Annotated in this window: 19 protein-coding genes; 12 read left to right on the top strand and 7 right to left on the bottom strand. The window is 68.8% G+C overall.

Features of this window, described 5'->3' with window-relative positions; genetic code table 11:
• Positions 1 to 305 precede the first annotated feature (305 nt).
• The 3 genes from ASF94_RS13590 (at position 306) to ASF94_RS13600 (ending at position 2,700) form a co-directional block, all read left to right on the top strand.
• Positions 306 to 1,469, top strand: coding sequence for a zinc-dependent alcohol dehydrogenase (locus ASF94_RS13590; protein ID WP_056667304.1), 1,164 nt, complete (start codon positions 306 to 308; stop codon positions 1,467 to 1,469).
• A gap of 69 nt (positions 1,470 to 1,538) precedes the next feature.
• Entirely contained in the window at positions 1,539 to 1,721 is a 183-nt protein-coding gene (locus ASF94_RS13595; protein ID WP_056667307.1) for a hypothetical protein, read from the top strand.
• Between the two features lie 85 nt (positions 1,722 to 1,806).
• Positions 1,807 to 2,700, top strand: coding sequence for a M23 family metallopeptidase (locus tag ASF94_RS13600; protein ID WP_082493287.1), 894 nt, complete (start codon positions 1,807 to 1,809; stop codon positions 2,698 to 2,700).
• A 64-nt stretch (positions 2,701 to 2,764) separates the two neighbouring features.
• Here the strand turns inward: ASF94_RS13600 and gltS are convergent, their stop codons facing one another.
• Positions 2,765 to 3,979 (bottom strand): sodium/glutamate symporter, encoded by a 1,215-nt coding sequence (gene gltS, locus ASF94_RS13605; protein WP_056667310.1) that lies wholly within the window; start codon positions 3,977 to 3,979, stop codon positions 2,765 to 2,767.
• A gap of 222 nt (positions 3,980 to 4,201) precedes the next feature.
• Between gltS and ASF94_RS13610 the strand changes: the two genes are divergently transcribed.
• The 5 genes from ASF94_RS13610 to ASF94_RS13630 all read left to right on the top strand — a co-directional run bounded on the left by ASF94_RS13610 (position 4,202) and on the right by ASF94_RS13630 (position 10,063).
• Positions 4,202 to 4,828 carry a pseudouridine synthase gene (locus ASF94_RS13610; RefSeq protein ID WP_056667313.1) on the top strand — a complete coding sequence of 209 codons (627 nt, stop codon included), beginning with the start codon at positions 4,202 to 4,204 and terminating at the stop codon, positions 4,826 to 4,828.
• Between the two features lie 273 nt (positions 4,829 to 5,101).
• Positions 5,102 to 5,545, top strand: a complete 444-nt coding sequence (locus tag ASF94_RS13615; RefSeq protein ID WP_056667316.1) for a thermonuclease family protein — start codon at positions 5,102 to 5,104, stop codon at positions 5,543 to 5,545.
• A gap of 179 nt (positions 5,546 to 5,724) precedes the next feature.
• On the top strand, positions 5,725 to 7,005 hold the full coding sequence (locus ASF94_RS13620; RefSeq protein ID WP_056667319.1) for an MFS transporter: 1,281 nt from the start codon (positions 5,725 to 5,727) through the stop codon (positions 7,003 to 7,005).
• Positions 7,006 to 7,127: 122 nt separating this feature from the next.
• The gene (locus tag ASF94_RS13625) at positions 7,128 to 8,792 is read left to right on the top strand and encodes a DUF1800 domain-containing protein (RefSeq protein ID WP_056667320.1); all 1,665 of its coding nucleotides are present in this window, start codon (positions 7,128 to 7,130) and stop codon (positions 8,790 to 8,792) included.
• A 20-nt stretch (positions 8,793 to 8,812) separates the two neighbouring features.
• Positions 8,813 to 10,063, top strand: coding sequence for a DUF1501 domain-containing protein (locus ASF94_RS13630; protein ID WP_056667323.1), 1,251 nt, complete (start codon positions 8,813 to 8,815; stop codon positions 10,061 to 10,063).
• Positions 10,064 to 10,114: 51 nt separating this feature from the next.
• On the opposite strand, the gene ASF94_RS13635 is transcribed toward ASF94_RS13630, so the two are convergent.
• Positions 10,115 to 11,047: a DHH family phosphoesterase gene (locus ASF94_RS13635; protein ID WP_056667326.1), complete on the bottom strand. Its 933-nt coding sequence runs from the start codon at positions 11,045 to 11,047 to the stop codon at positions 10,115 to 10,117.
• A 153-nt stretch (positions 11,048 to 11,200) separates the two neighbouring features.
• On the opposite strand from ASF94_RS13635, the gene ASF94_RS13640 reads away from it, so the two are divergent.
• Together ASF94_RS13640 and ASF94_RS13645 are read left to right on the top strand one after the other, a co-directional pair.
• On the top strand, positions 11,201 to 11,785 hold the full coding sequence (locus ASF94_RS13640) for a DUF4142 domain-containing protein (protein WP_082493289.1): 585 nt from the start codon (positions 11,201 to 11,203) through the stop codon (positions 11,783 to 11,785).
• An 8-nt stretch (positions 11,786 to 11,793) separates the two neighbouring features.
• Positions 11,794 to 12,096 (top strand): hypothetical protein, encoded by a 303-nt coding sequence (locus tag ASF94_RS13645; RefSeq protein WP_235505372.1) that lies wholly within the window; start codon positions 11,794 to 11,796, stop codon positions 12,094 to 12,096.
• Between the two features lie 92 nt (positions 12,097 to 12,188).
• Here the strand turns inward: ASF94_RS13645 and ASF94_RS13650 are convergent, their stop codons facing one another.
• Complete coding sequence (locus tag ASF94_RS13650) at positions 12,189 to 12,470, bottom strand: hypothetical protein (protein ID WP_056667331.1); 282 nt, start codon at positions 12,468 to 12,470, stop codon at positions 12,189 to 12,191.
• A gap of 174 nt (positions 12,471 to 12,644) precedes the next feature.
• On the opposite strand from ASF94_RS13650, the gene ASF94_RS13655 reads away from it, so the two are divergent.
• Positions 12,645 to 13,127 (top strand): TerB family tellurite resistance protein, encoded by a 483-nt coding sequence (locus tag ASF94_RS13655; RefSeq protein ID WP_056667333.1) that lies wholly within the window; start codon positions 12,645 to 12,647, stop codon positions 13,125 to 13,127.
• Positions 13,128 to 13,233: 106 nt separating this feature from the next.
• The gene (locus tag ASF94_RS13660) at positions 13,234 to 15,063 is read left to right on the top strand and encodes a GGDEF and EAL domain-containing protein (RefSeq protein ID WP_082493290.1); all 1,830 of its coding nucleotides are present in this window, start codon (positions 13,234 to 13,236) and stop codon (positions 15,061 to 15,063) included.
• Positions 15,064 to 15,162: 99 nt separating this feature from the next.
• Here ASF94_RS13660 and glmM read toward each other — a convergent pair whose 3' ends face one another.
• The 4 genes from glmM to ASF94_RS13680 form a co-directional block, all read right to left on the bottom strand.
• The gene (gene glmM / locus ASF94_RS13665; RefSeq protein ID WP_056667335.1) at positions 15,163 to 16,497 is read right to left on the bottom strand and encodes a phosphoglucosamine mutase; all 1,335 of its coding nucleotides are present in this window, start codon (positions 16,495 to 16,497) and stop codon (positions 15,163 to 15,165) included.
• A gap of 165 nt (positions 16,498 to 16,662) precedes the next feature.
• Entirely contained in the window at positions 16,663 to 17,478 is an 816-nt protein-coding gene (gene folP / locus ASF94_RS13670) for a dihydropteroate synthase (protein ID WP_056667337.1), read from the bottom strand.
• 180 nt (positions 17,479 to 17,658) lie between these two features.
• Complete coding sequence (ftsH, locus tag ASF94_RS13675; RefSeq protein ID WP_056667338.1) at positions 17,659 to 19,578, bottom strand: ATP-dependent zinc metalloprotease FtsH; 1,920 nt, start codon at positions 19,576 to 19,578, stop codon at positions 17,659 to 17,661.
• Positions 19,579 to 19,744: 166 nt separating this feature from the next.
• On the bottom strand, positions 19,745 to 20,398 hold the full coding sequence (locus ASF94_RS13680; RefSeq protein WP_056667342.1) for an RlmE family RNA methyltransferase: 654 nt from the start codon (positions 20,396 to 20,398) through the stop codon (positions 19,745 to 19,747).
• Positions 20,399 to 20,401 lie beyond the last annotated feature (3 nt).

Below are 20,401 nucleotides of genomic sequence, written 5' to 3' on the forward strand. Positions count from 1 at the left end.
AATGCGAACGCCCGATGCAGTGCATCGGGCGTCATTGGCCGGATAGTCCGGCTGGAGTTTTAACAGTCCCTCAGTGTCAACGCTATTCAGGACGGGTCACCCGTTCGCTGGCTGCACGCCCTTCTCCACCCTTCCCTGGCCTTCCCGCACGCACCGGCATCCACCGCGGTTCAGCCAGGTGCGCCCCGCCCGCTCACGCCGTTCTGCACACAGTGGGGACGGCAGACACGGCGCGATGGCCGACAAAACCCGCACGGCAACGCTCCGTAGGCTCGCGACTCCGCATCACCCAGGAGTTCGCACCCATGAAGGCTCTCACCTACCAAGGCGCCAAGAAGGTTCGCGTGGAGACGGTCCCCGATCCCGTGCTCTATGCGCCCGACGACATCATCCTGCGGGTCACCGCCACCGCCATCTGCGGCTCCGATCTGCACATCTACCGCGGCAAGATCCCGGAGATGAAGGACGGCGACATCCTGGGCCATGAGTTCATGGGCGTGGTGGAAGACGTGGGGGCCGGCGTCACCGACCTGCGCCCGGGCGACCGGGTGGTGATCCCGTTCGTGATCGCCTGCGGCAGCTGTTACTACTGCGACAAGACACTGTTCGCGGCCTGCGAGACCACCAACCCCGGCCGTGGCGCGATCATGAACAAGAAGTCGGCCACGCCCGGCGCGGGCCTGTTCGGCTATTCGCACCTGTACGGCGGCTATGCCGGCGGACAGTCGGAATTCGTGCGCGTGCCGCAGGCCAACGTGGGGCCGCTCAAGGTGCCGGACGTGCTGAGCGACGAGCAGGTGCTGTTCCTCTCGGACATCCTGCCCACCGGCTACCAGGCGGTGGTGAATGCGGAGTTGGGGCGCGGGTCCTCGGTGGCCATCTTCGGCGCCGGCCCGGTCGGTCTGATGTCGGCACTGTGCGCGCGGCATGTGGGCGCGGAGCAGATCTTCATGGTAGACGACAACCCAGCGCGGCTGGCGTTCGCCGTCGAGCACTACGGCGTCACGCCGATCAACTTCGCCACTGAGGACGACCCGGCCGAGGTGATCCTGCAGGCCACCGCCGGCCATGGCGTGGACGCCACCATCGACGCCGTGGGCTTCGAGGCCAAGGGCAGCGCACTGGAGACGGCGCTCACCGCCATCAAGCTGGAAGGATCGAGCGGCAAGGCGCTGCGCCAGTGCATCGCCGCCACGCGGCGCGGCGGCGTGGTCAGCGTGCCTGGCGTGTATGCGGGCTTCATCCACGGCTTCCTGTTCGGCGACGCCTTCGACAAGGGCCTGACCTTCAAGATGGGCCAGACGCATGCCCAGCGCTACATGCCGGAGCTGATCGAGCTCATCGGCGAGGGCCGGATGCGGCCCGACGTCATCATCTCCCACCGTATGAAGCTCGGCGAAGCCGAACAGGCCTACGAGATGTTCGACAAGGCGCAGAACGACTGCCGCAAGGTGGTGCTGACGCCCTGAGCCTCGCCCGCGATCGCTGGTCCACGCTTTCACCCCGTTCCCCTTCACCGACTTCATAGGAGGCCCCTCATGGTCACGCAACTCGACTCCCCCGACGGCAAGCCCCGCAAGGACGACGACCGGCCGAGCCCGGCGCTCGTCGAAACCGACAGCAGCACCCAACCGTCCAAGCCGGCCTACCAGCCGCATCCGGACAACGAACGCCCGCAGCACCAGCCTTCTGGCCCGGACGAAGGCAAGACGGATCGCTGAGCCAAGTCCTCCCTGCGGTCAGGAACTGCCGATGCGAAGATAGGCGCTTCGCCATGAAGGCTCCGCACCTCGCCCCGACCGCTCGATGACTTTCGCCAGCAACCCGCCTCCCGCCCGTCTCCAACGCCGACTTCTGCTGCAGCAGGTCCTGGGCTGCGCCAGCGCCCTGTCGCTGCCGGCGTGGGCCGCCGCCCCGGCCCGCACGGCCGACACCGCCGTGTGGCCACGCCATTCGGCAGTGCCGGGCGGCGTGGCGCGGCTGTCGCTCGGGCCGGCCACCGAGCGGCCCGTGGTGCTGGCGAACGGCATCCCCGTCCTGGTGCTGGGCGACATGATCGAATGGACGGCCATCGTGGGCATTCCGCTCTCGGCCCCGGTCGGGCCGGCATCGGTCACCGTGCGGGCTGCGGGCGAGCCGGAACGCCGCGTGGCCTATGAGGTGGCGCCGCACCAGTACCGCGAGCAGCGGCTCAACGTGGCGCCGCGCACGGTCGATCTGTCGGCCCAGGACCAGGCGCGCTACGAACGCGAGCGCGACCACCAGCAGGGGGTGATGGCGACCTATTCCACGCCGCTGCCACGGGCGGAAGACCTGCGCATGCAGGTCCCGGTGCCGGGCCGCCGTTCCAGCTCCTTCGGCTTGCGCCGCGTCTTCAACGGACAGGCGCGCAGCCCGCACAGCGGCATGGACATCGCCGCCGCCACGGGCACGCCCGTCGTCGCGCCGCTGCCAGGCCGCGTGATCGACACGGGCGACTATTTCTTCAACGGCAATACCGTCTGGCTGGACCACGGTGGCGGCCTGCTGACCATGGCCTGCCACCTGAGCGCGACCGATGTGCGCGTGGGCGACGTGGTGGCCACGGGCCAGGCCTACTGCCGCGTGGGCGCCACCGGCCGGGTGACCGGCCCGCACCTGCACTGGGGCGTGATGCTCAACCGGACGATGGTGGACCCGGCGCTGTTCCTGGCCGCCTGAAGCGGGAAGCGGGGAGCGGGGAGCGGCCGGGGCCGCAGCGGAGTGCAGGCCGCGCGCGGTGGGGTCAGCGCAGCACGTTCATGAAGCCGGTGATGATGAACGCGTTGAAGAAGTCGATGAAGAGCGAGCCCACCAGGGGGATCACGAAAAACGCCTTCACCGACGGGCCGTTGACGGCCGTGAAGGCCTGCATGTTGGCCATGGCGTTGGGCGTGGCGCCGAGTCCGAAGCCGCAGTGGCCGGCGGCGATGACGGCGGCGTCGTAGTCGCGGCCCATCACCCGGAAGGTGACGAAGTAGGCGAAGCCGAACATCAGCGCGGTCTGCGCGATCAGGATGACCAGCAGCGGGCCGGCCACCTCAGCCATTTCCCAGAGCTTCATCGACATCAGTGCCATGGCGAGGAAGAAGCCCAGCGACACGTTTCCCACCACGTCGAACTGCGCCGCCGGCAGCACGCCGTTGCGCCAGTCGATCAGGTTGCGCAGCGCCGCTGCGACCAGCATGGGGCCCAGATAGGCCGGAATGACGATGCCTGCATCCGCCAGCCACTGCACGATCACCGTGCCCGCGCCGATGGCCAGCGCGATCAGCATGGTGGCATGCATCATGGTGCGGGAGTTCGTGTCCTCGGTTTCGTTCGCGGTGACGACATGGCCGGCAGCGGGCACGGCTGCGGTCCCTGCAGCGGCGCCAGGCTTCGGGCCGGTCAGCCCGTGGCGGCGCATGAGCAGCGAGCCCACTGGCCCGCCAATGGCCGAGCTGGACACCAGCCCCCAGGTGGCCGCCGCAATGGCGGCCGGCAGCGCTCCGGCGGCGCCGGCCTGTTCCAGCAGCGGCCCGAAGGCCGCCGAGGTGCCATGCCCGCCGGTGAGCGACACCGACCCTGCCGCCAGCCCGATCAGCGGATGTGCGCCGAGCAGGGCCGCCACGCCCACACCCACCACGTTCTGCAGCAGCACCAGCGCCACCGCCGCGGCGAGGAAGATGGCCACGCCCACGCCGCCCTTCTTGAGCATCTCGAAGCTGGCGGAAAAGCCGATGGTGGTGAAGAAGACCAGCAGCAGGAAGGCGCGGATGCTGGCGTCGAACTGGATGGAGAAATACCCGCCCTGGTAGCCTGCCAGCGCTGCGAGCGAAAACAGCACGCCGCCGATCACCGGCCCGGGAATGAAATAGCGCGACAGCAGCGCGACGCGGTTGCGGATGAATTCCCCCACCACCAGCAGGACGGCGGCCACGCCCACGGTCTGGGCAATATCGAGCGAAATGGTGATCATGGCGAAAGGCCGGCGCGCTGCGCCAGGGTCGAGAAACGCGGGAAAGACGACGAGGCCGAGGCGCGCAGCGGGGGTGCGTCGGCGGAATTTCGCTATCGAAAAGATAGCTGGCTGCGCTCATGGATCGAGCGCGAGGGGCGCATTCTATCCAAGCGCCCAGCCGCTTCGGCCGGCCTTGCGCACGGCGGCGCGGGCATCGCGAGCCGCTATGCTGGCGGCCCCATGTCCCTGCCCCGCCCCCCGCGCCCGACGCTTGCCCGGCCCGTCGCCCGCCCCGGCCCTTCCGCCGGCACGCCCCGGCTGATCCGTTTCAACAAGCCGTACGGCGTGCTGAGCCAGTTCACGCCCGAGGGCCGCTGGCGGGGGCTGAAGGACTTCATCGACCTGCCGGGCGTGTATGTGGCCGGCCGGCTCGACGCCGACAGCGAAGGCCTGCTGCTGCTGACCAGCGACGGCCGGCTGCAGGCACGCATTGCCGACCCGCGTTTCAAGATGGAAAAGACCTACTGGGTGCAGGTGGAGGACGAGCCTGGGGATGAGGCGCTGGCGGCCCTGCGCCGCGGCGTGCAACTGAATGATGGCGTCACGCTGCCGGCCCGCGCCGAACGCATGGACCCACCAGCCACGCTCTGGGAGCGCGATCCGCCGATTCGCGTGCGCCAGGCGCGGCCCACGGCCTGGATCGCGCTCACCATCCGCGAAGGCCGCAATCGCCAGGTGCGCCGCATGACGGCCGCCGTCGGCCACCCCACGCTGCGGCTGGTGCGTGCGGCCATCGGCCCCTACACGCTGGATGGGTTGGCGCCGGGCGATTGGGCAGGCACCGAGGAATTGCTATGTTTTTCATAGCAACAAAACCATATATACCAAGCGCCAGCGACAGAAAACACCTGTATTCCAGGCATGACTCCAGAGGGCATCGAGTTATGCCCGCAGCCTGTGGGTCGATCTGTGGACAAGCCTCGGAACAACCCCCGCGAGGCCGCGCCAGTGCTGGGTTTCAGCGCAGTGCCTTGTTTTTAGGCAGCCGCCAGGGCTTGCGGCCTTCGCCCCATCCGGGGCGCTTCCGCTACGAGGGGGAGGTATAGTGCGCGGCTTTTTCCTGCGCCACCACCCTGCCCCGTGTCCGCCATCGCCACCTCCCTCTTCTGCCTGGTCGTCGCCATCAGCGACGGCGACACGCTCACCGTGCGCTGCGGCACGCCGGGCGAATACCGGCCCCAGCGGGTGCGCATCGTCTCCATCGACGCGCCCGAAAGCAAGCAGGCCTTCGGCCAGCGGGCCCGCCAGAACCTGGCGCAGCTGTGCTTTCGACAGCAGGCCATGCTGCGCACCGCCGGACACGACACCTACGGCCGGCTGCTGGCCCATGTGCGTTGCGGCGGCCGCGACGTGGCGGCCGAACAGGTGCGCGCGGGCCTGGCCTGGGTGTACACGCCCCATGCATCGCGCTACCCCGAACTGGCCGCACTGCAGCGCAAGGCCCGCGCAGCCCAGGTCGGGCTCTGGTCGCAAAAGCGTCCGCAGCCCCCGTGGGACTACCGGCGCCGACATGCGCAGCGCTGAGGGACGACGGCAGGCGCGCCCTGCCCGCCGCACGCCCGGTGGACGAAGCGGCTAGCATCAGCCGCTTTCAGCGCTCTCTGCGCTTTCACCGGCTGCACACCGGACCGCCCCGCCCGGCGGTCCCCGAGCGATGCCCCGCACCGGCTGCGATCTCGCGCCCCCTCCCGCCCCCCGTCCTGATGTCCAACGAACCCACCCCGTCCGCCGGCCCCTCGCCAGCCCCCAGCGTGTACCGCCACCCCGGCTTCATGGCTTTTCTGCTGGCGCGGCTCGCCGCCGTCTTCGCCACGCAGGTGCAGGCGGTGGTGGTCGCCTGGCAGGTCTACGACCTCACGCGCGAGCCGATGGCGCTGGCCTATGTGGGCCTGGCCCAGTTCCTGCCCATGCTGTGCCTGCTGCTGCCGGCGGGCGACCTGATCGACCGCTACAGCCGCAAGCGCATCCTCACGGTGAGCTGGTCGGTGGGCGCCGTGTGCAGCGGCCTGCTGTGGTGGCTGTCGGGACATGGCTCGGCCGGTGTCATGGGCATCTACGCGGTGCTGGTGCTCTTCGGCTGCTCGCGTGCGTTCTCGGGGCCCGCGTTGCAGAGCCTGCTGCCGCAGATCGTGCCGCGCGAGCAGCTGGCCCAGGCCATCGCCGCCAACAGCATGCTGATGCGCTCGGCCAGCATCGGCGGGCCGTTCCTCGGTGGCCTGCTGTACGCAGCCGGCGGTGGAGAGCTGACCTATCTGGTCTGCCTGGCCAGCCTGGCGCTGGGCACCCTGCTGCTGCTGCGCGTGCCGGTGGCGCATGCCGCCCCGCTGGGCCCCACGCAGGGCAGCATGGTGGAGCGCTTCGGCGCAGGCATTCGCTTCATCCGCTCGCGCCCGATCATCCTGGGCACCATCTCGCTCGACCTGTTCGCCGTGCTGCTGGGCGGGGTGGTTGCGCTCCTGCCGATCTATGCGCACGAGGTGCTGCACGTCGGGCCGCAGGGCCTCGGCGCGCTGCGCAGCGCGATGGCCATTGGCGAGGTGGCCACGGGTCTGTATCTCAGCGCCCGGCCGTTCAATCGCCAGGTCGGCCGCACCATGTTCATCGCCGTCGCGGTCTTCGGCGTGGCCAATCTGGTGTTCTCGCTTTCCACCGTGTTCTGGATCTCGTTCGCCGCGCTGATGGTGGCGGGCGCGGCCGACATGGTGAGTATGTACATCCGCGGCGCGCTGGTGCAGTTCTCCACCCCCGATGCGATGCGCGGCCGCGTCAACGCCGTGAACATGCTGTTCATCGGCTCGTCGAACGAGCTGGGCGAGTTCCGCGCCGGCACCAGCGCCGCCTGGGTGGGCGTGGTGCCGGCCGCCGTGCTGGGCGGTGTGTGCACGCTGGGCGTGGTCGGCGCATGGGCGGTGCTGTTCAAGCCGCTGCGCAAGGTGGACCGGTTCGAGGACGCCACACCAACCGTGGCGCAAGGCAGCCGTTGAGCTGGGCGCCCGCCCCACAGGCCGATACATCTGTGTCGCCCGGGTAAAAGCCGGGCCGCCCCCTTGCGGCAGGCCATGCGGCGGCGCACCATGCGCGGCATCAGCCACTCCAACCACCTGCCATGCTGTCGTACAAGCCCGCTGCGCTGCCCTCCGCGCCCCTCGGAGCGGCTTCCCCTGCCGGCGCGGCCGACGGCCCCGCCCAAGGTGTGCGGCGCCGGGAATGGCTGGCAGCCGTGGCCGTGGCGGCGTGGTCGGCACCGGCATTCAGCAGCGGGGCGGTGCCCTTCGCACCGGGTGCCGGCATGGCGCAGCCCTCCTCCCCGCAGGCTGGGGACGCCGCCTTCGGACTGCATCTGCTCGACCGGCTGACCTGGGGCGCAAGCAGCGCCTCGGTCGATGCGTGGCAACGCGGCGGCAGCGCAGCCACCGTCGCCGCCCTGCTGCGGCCGGCGTCTCCCGCCGTGCTGCCGCCGGCCGCGCAGGCGCAGATCGACGCGATGACCATCACCCGCACGCCGATGGATCAGCTCGCCATCGACATGCAGGCGCGCCAGCAGTCCATCAAGGACGAGGCCACGGAAGACGCCCGCAAGGCCGCCCAGGAAAGCTACCAGCGCGACATGCGCGCCCTGCAGCGCGAGGCGGAGCGCCGCTTCGTGCTGCGCGCCGTGCATTCGCCCGCCCAGCTGCAGGAGAAGATGACCTGGTTCTGGATGAACCATTTCAGCCTCTTCGCGGGCAAGGCGGATATCCGCGCGATGGTGGGCGACTATGAAGACCGTGCCATCCGCCCGCACGCACTGGGGCGCTTTCGCGACCTGCTGGGCGCCACCGTGCGGCACCCGGCCATGCTCCGCTATCTGGACAATGCCCAGAACGCGGCCGGGCGCATCAACGAAAACTATGCGCGCGAGCTGATGGAGCTGCACACGCTGGGCGTGGACGGCGGCTACACGCAGCGCGACGTACAGGAGCTGGCGCGCGTGCTCACGGGCCACGGCGTGTCGCTGCGCCCCCTGGACGATCCGGCGCCCAAGCTCAAGCCCGAATGGGCGCACCAGTACGTGCGCCGGGGCCTCTACGAATTCAACCCGCAGCGCCACGACTGGAACCCGAAGGAGCTGCTGGGACAGCCGCTGCAGGCGCAGGGCATGGCCGAGCTGGACGAAGCGCTGGACCGCCTGGCGCGCGCACCCGCCACGGCGCGCTTCGTCTGCCGCAAGCTCGCCCTGTACCTGGTGGGCGACACGCCCTCGCCCGCGCTGGCGGAGGCCCTCGCCGACCGCTTCACCCGCAGCGACGGTGACATCGCCGCCGTGCTGGAGGCCTTGATCGGCAGCCAGGCCTTCACCGCGTCACTGGGCAGCCGGCTGCGCGACCCGGTGCAGTACGTCATGGCCGGCCTGCGGCTGGGGTATGGCGACCGCGTGCTGGCCAACCCGGACCCGGCGCTGTCCTGGCTGCAGCGGCTGGCCGAGCCGCTCTATGGCCGGGCCACGCCGGACGGCTACCCGCTGGAGGCTGCGGCCTGGACCAGTTCCGGCCAGCTGGCCGTGCGCTTCGAGATCGCTCGCGCCCTGGGCGGCGCGGGTGCCGGCGCCCTCTACCGCGTGGAAGGCGCTCCGGCCCCGAAGGTGGCGCCGCCCGACATCGCCCACAGCGGCGCTTTCCGCACGCTCGAACCGCTGCTCGCGCCGGCCACCCGCGTGGCGCTGGCCCGGGCGGCGTCGCCTGCCGAATGGAACACGTTCCTGCTGGCTTCCCCCGAATTCATGTACGCCTGAAGCGCCGCGAAAGGTTCGTTATGCCCCGCTCTGCCCATCCCTCCCTGCCATCACCCCGCCGCAGGCAGTGCCTGCAGGCCCTGGCTGCGCTTGCCGCGCCGGGTGTGCTGCAGGCCAGCCTCGCCGCCACGCCCGAAGGCGCCACCGACGCGCGCTTCCTGCTGGTCTTTCTGCGCGGCGGCTACGACTGCGCCAGCCTGCTGGTGCCCACGGCCAGCGACTACTACTACGCCACGCGTCCGAACATCGCCATCGCACGGCCGGGCAGCGCGGGTGGTGCGCTGCCGCTCACGGCCGACTGGGGTCTGCATCCGGCGCTGGCGGGCTCGCTGCAACCGCTCTACGAACGCAAGCAGGTCGCCTTCGTTCCGTTCTCGGGCACCGAAGACCTGACGCGCAGCCATTTCGACACGCAGGACAGCATCGAGTTGGGGCAGCCGGTGGGCACGCGGCGCGACTACCGATCGGGCTTTCTCAATCGCCTGGCGCTGGAGCTGGGCGCTCAGCCGCGCTGGCATGACCACCTGTCGCCCATGGCCTTCACCGACACGCTGCCGCTGGTGCTGCGCGGCGGCTACGAGGTACCCAATACGGCGCTGGCTGCGGCCGGCGCGGCGAAGCCGGGCATCGACGACCGGCAGGCCGCCCTGATCGCCTCCATGTACCAGGGCACCGCCCTGGCCGGGCCGGTGGCCGAGGGCTTCCAGACCCGCGACGAGGTGGCGCGCACCATGCAGGGCGAGATGGACGCTGCCAGCCGCAACGCGCTCAGCACCAAGGGCTTCGAAGGCACGGCGCGGCGCATGGCGCGCCTGATGCAGTCACGCTACAACCTCGGCTTCGTGGACGTGGGCGGCTGGGACACCCATGTGGGCCAGGGCAACGCCACGGGCGCGCTGGCCAAACGCTTCGAGGAACTGGGCCGGGGCCTGGCCGCGTTCGCCGACGAGATGGGGCCGGCGTGGAACCGCACGACCGTCGTGGTGGTCAGCGAGTTCGGCCGCACCTTCCGCGAGAACGGCAATCGCGGCACCGACCACGGGCACGGCAGCGTGATGTGGGTGCTGGGCGGCGGTATCGCCGGTGGCCGCATCGTGGGCGAGCAGCAGGCACTGACGGCCACCACCCTGTTCCAGAACCGCGACTACCCGGTGTTGAACGACTACCGCAGCGTGCTGGGCGGCCTCTTCGCCCGGACCTATGGTTTGCGCCCCGCCGCGCTGGCGCGGGTGTTCCCGCAGGCCCGGCCGGTCGATCTGCGGCTGGCCTGAGCCGCGCTTGGCGGCCGGCGAGCGGTCAACGGTGGGGCGCCCGGCGTGGCGTCATGCGGTGAACTGGCCGCTCAACAGTTCTGGCAGCCGCTCCGCGCCCATGCGGAAACCGCAGGCCTGGGCGTGCCCGCCCCCGCCCATGGTCACGGCCAGGAGCGAGCAGTCGTAGCCGCGCTGCGAGCGCAGGCCGACCTTGACCTTGCCATCCTTGCCCACCGTCCACATCAGCGCGAAGGTGCCGCTCTGGGCGGAAAGCAGTTCCCCGACCAGGCTGTGGAAGGCGCCGGGCGCATTCACCATCAGGCCGGCCTCGCCGTTGAACACCAGCGGCTGCGCGCCGCCGGCCACGTCCTGCGCCAGATGCCGGAATTTCTCGTCCATGGCCTGCCCGCGCGCGACGAACGCGGCCGTTTCGGATGGGGTGAACGCCGCCATCTGCTGCCAGCGGGCGAAGTCGAACGGCTCCATGTCGAGCGCGGCGACGAAGCCCGCGGTTTCGGGGAATTTCCACGCCCACAGGTCGCGGTCTTCGATGAAGCGCACCAGATCGGGCAGCGGCGCGTCAGGATGGAAAAAGTCCCACGCCAGACGTGCGCCGGACTTGCTCATGTCGAAGTGCACCACGCCGCAGCGGCAGGCGAAGCCGATCAGCTGTTCGGCAGCGCTCTTGTGGTGATCGAGCAGCACCAGCTTGGCGGCGCGCTCGTCGATGGCGCCCAGCAGATCGGGCGCGAAGGCGAAGTCGAGAATGTAGACCGCCCGGCCGTCCAGCGGGGGCAGGTCTTCCACCGAGGTGGCCTGGCCATGCGACAGCCCGACGCATTCGACCTGGCCGCCGTAATAGGTCCAGGCAGCCAGGGCGGCGCCGAAGCCGTCCGCGCAGCGGCCGTGGTAGAGCACCAGCGGTTGCGGGTCGTGCGGGTCGGGGGCCACCAGCAGTTGGCGGGGCAGCAGGGTCGGGGCGTTCGTTTTGATCGGGGTCATTGCTGCGATTGTCGGGCAGGCGGGGGCCTGGGCCAGCCTGGGGCATGCGGCGCATTCCTACAGACGCGCCGCGACCCGCGCCTCAAGGATCGGCCGTCATCTCCGTCCTCCCCTTTTTCTCTGCACAAGGTATCGCACGAAGGAGCGAAGCGAATGACCCGATGTTCCGATCATCCCGAGCACCCCGGCCGCCTTTGGACGCGCCGCAGCCTGGGCCTGGCCGCAGCCTGCCTGGCAATGCTGGCCGCTGCGCCCGCATGGTCGCAAAAACCGCTGACGCGGGCCCTCACGCCGCAGGAGTCTCATTTCCTCGACACCGCTGCGCGCAACGGGCTCGCCGAAATCGCCGCCGCCCGGCTGGCACAGGGCAAGGCCCGCACGACAGAGGTGCGTGCCTTCGCGCAGCAAATGGCCGACGACCATGCGGTCGTCAACCGCGAACTGGCCAGCCTGGCCACCGCCCGCAGCCATGCCCTGCCCCGCACGCCCGACGCGGCACAACAGGCGCAGATCGAACGGATGGCCCCCCTGGCGCCGGAAGCGTTTGAACGGCAATACGTGGAAGTGCTGGGCGTGCAGGCGCACCGCGCCAGCGTGGCGCTCTTCGAGCAGGTGGAGCGGAGCACGCAGGACCGGGACATCCAGGAGTTCGCCGCACGGACGCTGCTGAACCTGCGCCGGCACCTGGAACTTTCGCAATCGCTCCATCAAGCCCTGTCGGGCAAGCACGGAGGATGAACGCGGCAGTGAACCGCGCATCCGGCCGCCTCATCGAGCACGCCACCATGTCCATGGAACTGCTGCGCCAGCTGGCCTTCTGCGAAGTGTTTCCCGTCCTGGTGAAGGACGAAACCTCGGTGGATCATTTGCGCGTCCTGCGCGCCGCCGGGATGGTGGAGGCCCAGTTGCCCGACGAGCCCGGACACCCCGCTTGGGTGCACGGAGTCACGGGTGTCGGGCGCGCCATGCTGCGAGCGGATGACGCGCGCAAGGTGCTGGAGCTGCGCGGCAGCCGCCAGATGGCCGCGCACCGGGCGCTCACCCGCTAGGCAGCCCGCTCTCTTTCGGGCCGCCGGATCGCGGGGCTTGCCGCGGGTCCTGCAGAACGAGAGCGGCGTCGGCAGCTGTGCGGCGGATCGCTTTAGGGAAAAGCGATCACACTCTTGCCTTCTTCGGCCACCTGCCCGGGCTGGGGCGCCTGCACCCACTTTCGCAAGCCGTCCTGCCCCGAAGCCGCACGCAGCAACAACGCGCCCGCCACCAGGGCGCGGCCGACGGCCTGGCCGCGCGATGGCGCCGTGAGTGCGCAGGCCAGCAGCCCGCAGCCCGCCAAGGCCACCAGGCCGTGTTCGAAGGGCGCACTGGCGCGCGCATCGTCATAGGCCAGCAGTTCTTTCAACGCATCCCGCAATTCGTCGACCATGGCTGGGTTCCTTTCTGGGGTCAAAGCCTGCAAGCTACGAACCCGCCGTGACGCTGCGGGACGTCCGGAAAGCCTTGGGCGTGTAGGAGAACCTTGCGCAGCGAGTGCGCTACTGGTGCGCAGCGGGTGCGCTGCGGGGCCGGAACCAAAGATCGCGGCCTAAATCACAGAGGGATGCTCAAGACACTTCACGAATTCCTCGACACCCTGGGATTTGCGAGCGCGGAGGCCACTGAGGCTGAACGCCTGCATGCCGTGCAGCTGGCCACCGCGGTGCTGCTGGTCGAGGTCGCGCACGCCAAACCCCAAGCGGGCGACGCCGAGCGGCAGGCGGTTGCGCGGGCGCTTTACGAACGCTTCAGCCTGCAGGCCGCTGATCTGGAGCTTCTGCTGAAGCAGGCAGACGCAGCCGCCCGCACGGCGTATGACTTCCAGCACTTCACCTCGGCCCTGAACGAGCACTGGACGCAGCCGCAGAAGATCAGCTTCGTGGAGGCGCTCTGGCGGGTGGCCTACGCCGACGGGCACGCCGGCGTGGAGGAGCAGCACGTCATCAACAAAGTAGCCGGTCTGTTGTATGTGACGCATGGCGAGTACATCGCTGGAAAGATGTATGCGCAGGAGGCGGTTGCACAGTCGAGGTGCGGAATGGCCTGACGGCCTGGCGCTCACGGTGTGCGTCGCTGGAGCGCAGGAAGGGCAAAACCGTGAAGCGAATACAATTTGGTACAAATCCGCCCTCCCGCCGTCTCACTCCTTCTTTATGCCGCCCCTGTCATCCGCTTCGGAAAGCCTGCCCGACGTAGTGTTTTCCGAACAGCATGCGTGGATCGCGGCACTGCTGGAAGGCATCGGGGCTCCCGTGGCCCTGGTGGATCAGCAGCATCTTCTGCACTGCAATGCTGCCTGCAAAGCCTTGCTCGGCTATGCGCCGGATGAGCAGGTCGGGTCGCTGACCTGGCCTCAGGCGGCGCCCGGTGTGCTGGATGGCATGGTCACGTTCCACGGGCGCGACGGCCTGCCCACACCGTGCCATGTGACCATCCGGGCCCTGCCGAGCGCCGAGGGAGATCATCGCGGAATGCTGTGGACGCTGGCGCGCAGCACGGGCGAGCTGCCCCCCGCGCCCACCACGATCCAGCGGCTCAACGACGAACTGGAGCAACTGGTGCTGGACCGCACGGCGGAGCTGCGTACCACCGTCACCAACCTGCACCGCGAGATCCACGACCGCAAGCTCGACCAGGAGCGCATCTACTGGCTGGCGCACTACGACGCGCTCACCGGCCTGCCCAACCGCACGCTGCTGGCCGAACGCAGTCAGCAGGCGATCCGTCTGGCCCAGGAAAACGGCACGCCGCTGGCCGTGATGTTCCTCGATCTGGACCATTTCAAGCACGTCAACGACTCGCTGGGTCACCGCGTGGGCGACGACCTGCTGGTCGAGATCGGCAAGCGGCTGCGCGCCATCGTGCGCGAGCGCGACACCGTGGCCCGGCTGGGCGGCGACGAGTTCGTGCTGCTGCTGCCGGGCGCCAATGCGGCTGGCGCGGCGCGGGTCGCCGGCAAGCTGCAGGAGGCTTCGCGCCAGCCCTATCAGATCGGGCATCACGAACTGACCATGGCGCCCTCCATGGGCATCGCCCTCTTCCCGCAGGACGGCGCCGACTTCGAGGCACTGACCCAGTCGGCCGACACGGCCATGTACCGCGCCAAGTCGGACGGCCGGAACACCTTCCGCTTCTTCACGCCCGAGATGCACGCCCAGTCCGCCCGCGCCCTGCGGCTGGAAAATGCGCTGCGCCGGGCGCTGGAGCGCGACCAGCTGCATCTGCACTACCAGCCCCAGGTCACGCTCAGCACGGGGGCGATCCGCAGCGTGGAGGCGCTGCTGCGCTGGGACCATCCGGAGCTGGGCTCGGTGTCGCCCGCCGAATTCATTCCCATCGCGGAAGATACGGGACAGATCCTGCAGATCGGCGAGTGGGTACTGCGCACCGCGCTGGCGCAACTGCATGCCTGGCACGCGCTCGGCCTGCACAGCTTGAAGGTGGCGGTCAACCTGTCGGCCGTGCAGTTCCGGCAGCCGCAGCTGCCCGAGCTGGTCAGCCGCATTCTGGAAGAAGCGGTGCTGCCCGCCCATGTGCTGGAGCTGGAATTGACGGAGGGCGTGGCGGTGGATGATCCGCGCTCGGCCATTGCCACTATGGACCAGTTGCGCGAACGCGGCGTGCACATGTCGATGGATGATTTCGGCACGGGCTACTCGTCGCTCAGCCATCTGAAGCGCTTCCAGATCTACAAGCTGAAGATCGACCAGTCCTTCGTGCGCGACCTGGGGCACGATCCCAACGACCGCGCCATCGTCAGCGCCATCATCCGCATGGCGCAGGCGCTGGGCATGCGGACCACCGCCGAGGGGGTGGAAACAGCGGAACAGATGGCCTTCCTGCGGCAACAGGGCTGTGACGAGGCACAAGGCTACTTTCTCAGCCGGCCCATGCCAGCCGATCAGATCACGCCGCTGCTGCGTGGCAGTCTGGCCCTGCCGACACCGTCTGCGGAGCAGGACCTGTCGGCACTGGTCAGCTGAAGTCCGTCCGAAGCCGCCGAGAGACCACCCGGCGGTCTTCTGCAGCGCGGCGGCTGCCGGGCCCACCTGACGCCGTGCCGGCGCGGGGGAATACTGCGCTCAGCCGGCCCGGGCGGCATCCACCAGGCGTTGCGCGCAGCGATTGGCCTGCTCCGCCTCACGCGCCTCCACCATCACCCGCAGCAGCGGCTCGGTACCGCTGGCCCGGATCAGCACCCGCCCGCTGTCGCCCAGTTCGGCTTCCGTGGCCGTGATGGCATCCGACAACACCCGGTTGGCCTTCCAGTCCTGGCCAGGAGCCAGCCGCACGTTGAGCAGCACCTGGGGGAACAGCGTCACATCGTCCAGCAGCTGCGGCAACGTGCGGCCGCTGCGCACGCATGCCTGCAGCACCTGCAGGGCGCTGACCAGACCGTCGCCCGTGGTGTGGCGGTCGAGCGCCAGCAGATGGCCCGAACCTTCGCCACCCAGCAGCCAGCCGTTGCGGGCCAGCTCTTCGAGCACGTAGCGGTCCCCCACCTTGGCCCGCACGAACTGCACGCCGCGCTGTCGCAGTGCCACTTCCACCGCCATGTTGGTCATCAGGGTACCGACCACGCCGGGTACCGCTTCGCCCCGGTTCAGGCGGTCGGTCGCCATCAGATAGAGCAGTTCGTCGCCGTTGTAGAGGCGACCGCCGGCATCGACGATCTGCAGGCGGTCCGCGTCGCCGTCCAGCGCAATGCCGTAGTCGGCGTGATTGGCCCGCACGGCGCGCACCAGCGCATCCGGATGGGTGGCACCCACTTCGTGGTTGATGTTCAGGCCGTCGGGCGAACAGCCGATGGCCAGCACCTCGGCGCCGAGTTCGTGGAACACCTTGGGCGCGATGTGGTAGGCCGCGCCATGGGCGGCATCGACCACGATCTTGAGCCCGCGCAGCGTCAGGTCATGCGCGAAGGTGCTCTTGCAGAATTCGATGTAGCGGCCGGCCGCGTCGTCGAGCCGGCGCGTCTTGCCCAGCGAGGCCGAGTCGGCCCAGACCGGTTCCGCCTCCAGCGCCCGCTCGACCGATTGCTCCCAGGCGTCGGACAGCTTGGCGCCCTGGGCGTTGAAGAACTTGATGCCGTTGTCGGGATAGGGGTTGTGGCTGGCGCTGATCACCACGCCCAGGCTGGCGCGCTGCGCACGGGTCAGGTAGGCCACGCCGGGCGTGGGCAGCGGCCCGAGCAGCACCACGTCCACGCCAGCAGAATTGAAGCCGGATTCCAGCGCGCTCTCGAGCATGTAACCCGAGATGCGCGTGTCCTTGCCGATGAGCACCGTGGGGCGCTTGTCGGTTTCGCGCAGTACCCGACCCACGGCGTGCGCGAGCCGCAACACGAAGTCGGGCGTGATCGGTGGCTGGCCCACCGTGCCGCGAATGCCGTCGGTGCCGAAATAGTCTCTTTTCATTGTTTCTTCCTCTCTATCTGGTTGTTTGGGTCGGCACTGTCTCGAAGGAAGGTGGTTTGGCGGAGCCGATACCGCTTCATAGGCTGCGCCTCCTGCGCCTCCTGCGCAGTCCGCGACACCGGCTCTCCCTGCCCCGCCTGTGCGGGGAAGCGACGCGGGCGTGGGTCACTGTGGCTGCGTCGCCGAACTCCCGCGCAACGCATCCTGTTGCGCCTGCATCGCCTGCCACACCCGCAGCGCCGCGACCGTATCGCGCACATCATGCGCACGAACGATGCGGGCGCCCCGCTCCACGGCCAGCACCGCGGCGGCGACGCTCGCGCCCAGCCGCTGATCGACCGGCAAACCGGTGACGGCGCCCAGGGACGACTTGCGCGACCAGCCTGCCAGCCACGCATAGCCGGCCGCCTGCAAGCGCGCTTGCTGCGCCAGCAGCGCGAAGTTCTGCTCGACCGTTTTGCCGAAGCCGATGCCCGCATCCAGAACGATGCGGGACTTTTCCACCCCCAGCCCTTGCAGATCCAGGGCTGCGCGCTCCAGAAACGAGAGCACCTGCTGGACAGGATCGCCCTCCATGGGCGCTTGCTGCATGGTCTGGGGATCGCGGTGCATGTGCATCAGGCAAACGCCGCACTGCGGATGGCTGGCCACCACCTGCGCGGCCCCCGGCTGCCTCAGCGCCCAGATGTCGTTGACGATGTCGGCACCCAGATCGAGCACGGCGCGCATCACCTCAGGCTTGTAGGTGTCCACCGAGAGGGGCACGTTCAGCCGCGTGGCTTCCCTCACGACCGGCAGGACACGGGCCAGCTCTTCTTCCAGCGGGACGGCCGGGCTTCCCGGACGCGTCGATTCGCCGCCGATGTCCAGGATATTTGCGCCGTCCGCCAGCAGCTGCTCGCAGTGGGCGAGCGCTGCGGAGGTGTTCGCATTCCGTCCGCCATCGGAAAACGAGTCCGGCGTGACGTTGACGATGCCCATGACGAGGGGCGCGGAAAGGTCGAGCAGGTAGCGGGACGTCCGCCAGCGGCTGACGGACTCGGCGGGACCAGTCACCGGGTTGCCGCCGGCGGGATCGACTGTGGTTGATTCAGGCAAGGTAGGCACCCTCAACGAGAACGGGGCCCCAAGGCCCCGTTGCTTTTTTTCCGACCCGGTGCTTCACGCAGCAGTGGGCGCCGGATCGGTGTTCACCGCAGGCGTGCCGCCCCCGGGATGGTCCCCCCCGGAGGAAGGAGTGCGAGGCGTCCAGTCCTTGGGAGGACGGGGCGGGCGGCCGGCCATGATGTCATCGAGCTGCTCGGCGTCGATGGTTTCCCATTCGAGCATGGCGTTCGCCATGGCGTGCATCTTGTCCTGGTTCTCTTCGATGAGCCGGCGCGCCAGGGCGTACTGCTCATCGATGATGCGCCGCACTTCGCTGTCCACCTTGTGCATGGTCTGCTCGCTCATGTTAGTGGTCTTGGTGACCGAGCGGCCCAGGAACACTTCGCCTTCGTTCTCGGCATACACCATGGGGCCCAGGGCCTCGGTCATGCCGTAACGGGTGACCATGTCGCGGGCGATGGACGTGGCACGCTCGAAGTCGTTGCTGGCGCCGGTGGTCATCTGGTTCATGAACACTTCCTCGGCGATACGGCCACCGAACAGCATGCTGATCTGGTTGAGCATGTATTCGCGGTCGTAGCTGTAGCGGTCCTTCTCCGGCAGGCTCATCGTCACGCCCAGGGCGCGGCCACGGGGAATGATGGTGACCTTGTGGACCGGGTCGCACTTGGGCAGCAGCTTGCCGATCAGGGCGTGGCCGGCCTCGTGGTAGGCCGTGTTGCGGCGCTCTTCCTCGGGCATGACCATGCTCTTGCGCTCGGGGCCCATGATGATCTTGTCCTTGGCCTTCTCGAAGTCCTGCATCTCCACGGTGCGGGCGCTGCGGCGCGCGGCCATCAGCGCAGCCTCGTTGCACAGGTTGGCGAGGTCGGCGCCCGACATGCCAGGCGTGCCGCGGGCGATGACGCTAGGGTTCACGTCCTGCGCCACGGGGATCTTGCGCATGTGCACATTGAGGATCTGCTCGCGGCCCCGGATGTCGGGCAGCGTCACGTAGACCTGGCGGTCGAACCGGCCGGGACGCAGCAGGGCGGCGTCCAGGATGTCGGGCCGGTTGGTCGCGGCCACCACGATCACGCCCAGGTTGGTCTCGAAGCCGTCCATCTCGACCAGCATCTGGTTGAGGGTCTGCTCGCGCTCGTCGTTGCCACCGCCCAGGCCGGCGCCACGTTGGCGGCCCACGGCATCGATTTCATCGATGAAGATGATGCAGGGCGCGTTCTTCTTGGCGTTCTCGAACATGTCGCGCACGCGGGACGCACCCACACCCACGAACATTTCGACGAAGTCGGAGCCGGAGATGCTGAAGAAAGGCACCTTGGCCTCGCCAGCGATGGACTTGGCCAGCAGCGTCTTGCCGGTGCCGGGCGGGCCGACCAGCAGCAGGCCGCGGGGAATCCGGCCGCCGAGCTTCTGGAACTTCTGTGGGTCTTTCAGGAAGTCGACGACTTCCTTCACTTCTTCCTTGGCCTCGTCGCAGCCCGCCACGTCGGCGAAAGTGATGGTGTTGCTGTTCTCGTCCAGCAGGCGCGCCTTGCTCTTGCCGAAGCTGAAAGCTCCGCCCTTGCCGCCGCCCTGCATCTGCCGCATGAAGTACACCCACACGCCGATCAGCAGCAGCATCGGGCCCCAGCTGACCAGCAGCGTCATCAGCAGCGAGCCTTCTTCGCGGGGCTTCACGTCGAACTTGACGTTGTTGTTGATCAGATCGCCGACGAGGCCCCGGTCGAGGTAGGTGGCGGTCGTGCGGATCTTGCGATCATCGTTGGTGACGGCGACGATCTCGGTGCCGCCCTGCCCTTCCTGGATGGTGGCGCTCTTGATGCGGTTGCTGCGCACCTCGTCCAGGAATTCCGAGTAGCCGACGGCGCCGGCGCCGGCACCGGCACGGGTGTCAAACTGTTTGAACACCGTAAAAAGCACCATGGCGATGACGAGCCAGACGGCGACTTTTGAAAACCACTGATTGTTCAAGCGGAACTCCAGATAGGGAAGGGTGGAACAGCCATGAACCCGTCATGAAGCCGTTCTATCTCAGTTGAGGCGCATTTTAGGCGTTTCAAGCTGGGCGCCGGAGTGGCTTACCCCAGCCGAGATCATGGTCACCGCCCGGGCGTCCGCCTGCCAAAGGGCGGCCGCGTCACTTCAAGCCGATGCCGACCAGGAAGGTTTCGGCCGAACGATCACGCGACGCCTTGGGCTTGAAGGGCTTCACGGTCCGGAAGTTGTCCTTGAAGAGCTTGACCAGCTCGTCATAGCCCGCCCCGTGAAACAGCTTGGCGACGAGTGCGCCTTCGGGCTTCAAGTGCGACTTGGCGAAATCCACCGCCAGCTCGATCAGGAGAGAGATGCGGGCGGCGTCGGCCGATGCAATGCCGGAGAGATTGGGCGCCATGTCCGACACCACCACGTCGACCGCCCGCCCCTGCACGGCCTCCTGCAGCTGGGCGAGGATCTCGTCTTCCCGGAAGTCGCCCTGCAGGAAGGTGACGCCCTCGATCGGCTCCATGGGCAGCATGTCGAGCGCGATGATGGTGCCGTTGAGCGTGCCGGAGGCGGCACCCCCGGGCGACAGGCGCCTGCGCACGTACTGGCTCCAGGCGCCCGGGGCCGAACCCAGGTCGACCACCACATGGCCAGGGCGGATGAGGCCGAGCTGCTCGTCGATCTCCTTGAGCTTGTACGCCGCACGCGCCCGGTAGCCGTCCCGCTGCGCCTGTTTGACGTAGGGATCGTTCATGTGGTCGTGCAGCCAGGCCTTGTTGACCTTCTTGGGTTTGTTGTCGGCTTTCATCTG

Origin of the sequence: Acidovorax sp. Leaf160 (assembly GCF_001424265.1) — a bacterium.
Lineage (GTDB): Bacteria > Pseudomonadota > Gammaproteobacteria > Burkholderiales > Burkholderiaceae_C > Paracidovorax.

What these genes read in the sequence shown, in the direction of transcription:
- ASF94_RS13635 (WP_056667326.1), bottom strand. Translation starts at nt 11,047, where the DNA reads ATGACCCCGATCAAAACGAACGCCCCGACCCTGCTGCCCCGCCAACTG.
- ASF94_RS13600 (WP_082493287.1), top strand. Translation starts at nt 1,807, where the DNA reads ATGACTTTCGCCAGCAACCCGCCTCCCGCCCGTCTCCAACGCCGACTT.
- ASF94_RS13590 (WP_056667304.1), top strand. Translation starts at nt 306, where the DNA reads ATGAAGGCTCTCACCTACCAAGGCGCCAAGAAGGTTCGCGTGGAGACG.
- ASF94_RS13640 (WP_082493289.1), top strand. Translation starts at nt 11,201, where the DNA reads ATGACCCGATGTTCCGATCATCCCGAGCACCCCGGCCGCCTTTGGACG.
- ASF94_RS13610 (WP_056667313.1), top strand. Translation starts at nt 4,202, where the DNA reads ATGTCCCTGCCCCGCCCCCCGCGCCCGACGCTTGCCCGGCCCGTCGCC.
- ASF94_RS13620 (WP_056667319.1), top strand. Translation starts at nt 5,725, where the DNA reads ATGTCCAACGAACCCACCCCGTCCGCCGGCCCCTCGCCAGCCCCCAGC.
- glmM (WP_056667335.1), bottom strand. Translation starts at nt 16,497, where the DNA reads ATGAAAAGAGACTATTTCGGCACCGACGGCATTCGCGGCACGGTGGGC.
- ASF94_RS13655 (WP_056667333.1), top strand. Translation starts at nt 12,645, where the DNA reads ATGCTCAAGACACTTCACGAATTCCTCGACACCCTGGGATTTGCGAGC.
- ASF94_RS13595 (WP_056667307.1), top strand. Translation starts at nt 1,539, where the DNA reads ATGGTCACGCAACTCGACTCCCCCGACGGCAAGCCCCGCAAGGACGAC.
- ASF94_RS13650 (WP_056667331.1), bottom strand. Translation starts at nt 12,470, where the DNA reads ATGGTCGACGAATTGCGGGATGCGTTGAAAGAACTGCTGGCCTATGAC.
- gltS (WP_056667310.1), bottom strand. Translation starts at nt 3,979, where the DNA reads ATGATCACCATTTCGCTCGATATTGCCCAGACCGTGGGCGTGGCCGCC.
- ASF94_RS13625 (WP_056667320.1), top strand. Translation starts at nt 7,128, where the DNA reads ATGCTGTCGTACAAGCCCGCTGCGCTGCCCTCCGCGCCCCTCGGAGCG.
- ASF94_RS13630 (WP_056667323.1), top strand. Translation starts at nt 8,813, where the DNA reads ATGCCCCGCTCTGCCCATCCCTCCCTGCCATCACCCCGCCGCAGGCAG.
- ASF94_RS13680 (WP_056667342.1), bottom strand. Translation starts at nt 20,398, where the DNA reads ATGAAAGCCGACAACAAACCCAAGAAGGTCAACAAGGCCTGGCTGCAC.
- ASF94_RS13660 (WP_082493290.1), top strand. Translation starts at nt 13,234, where the DNA reads ATGCCGCCCCTGTCATCCGCTTCGGAAAGCCTGCCCGACGTAGTGTTT.
- folP (WP_056667337.1), bottom strand. Translation starts at nt 17,478, where the DNA reads ATGGGCATCGTCAACGTCACGCCGGACTCGTTTTCCGATGGCGGACGG.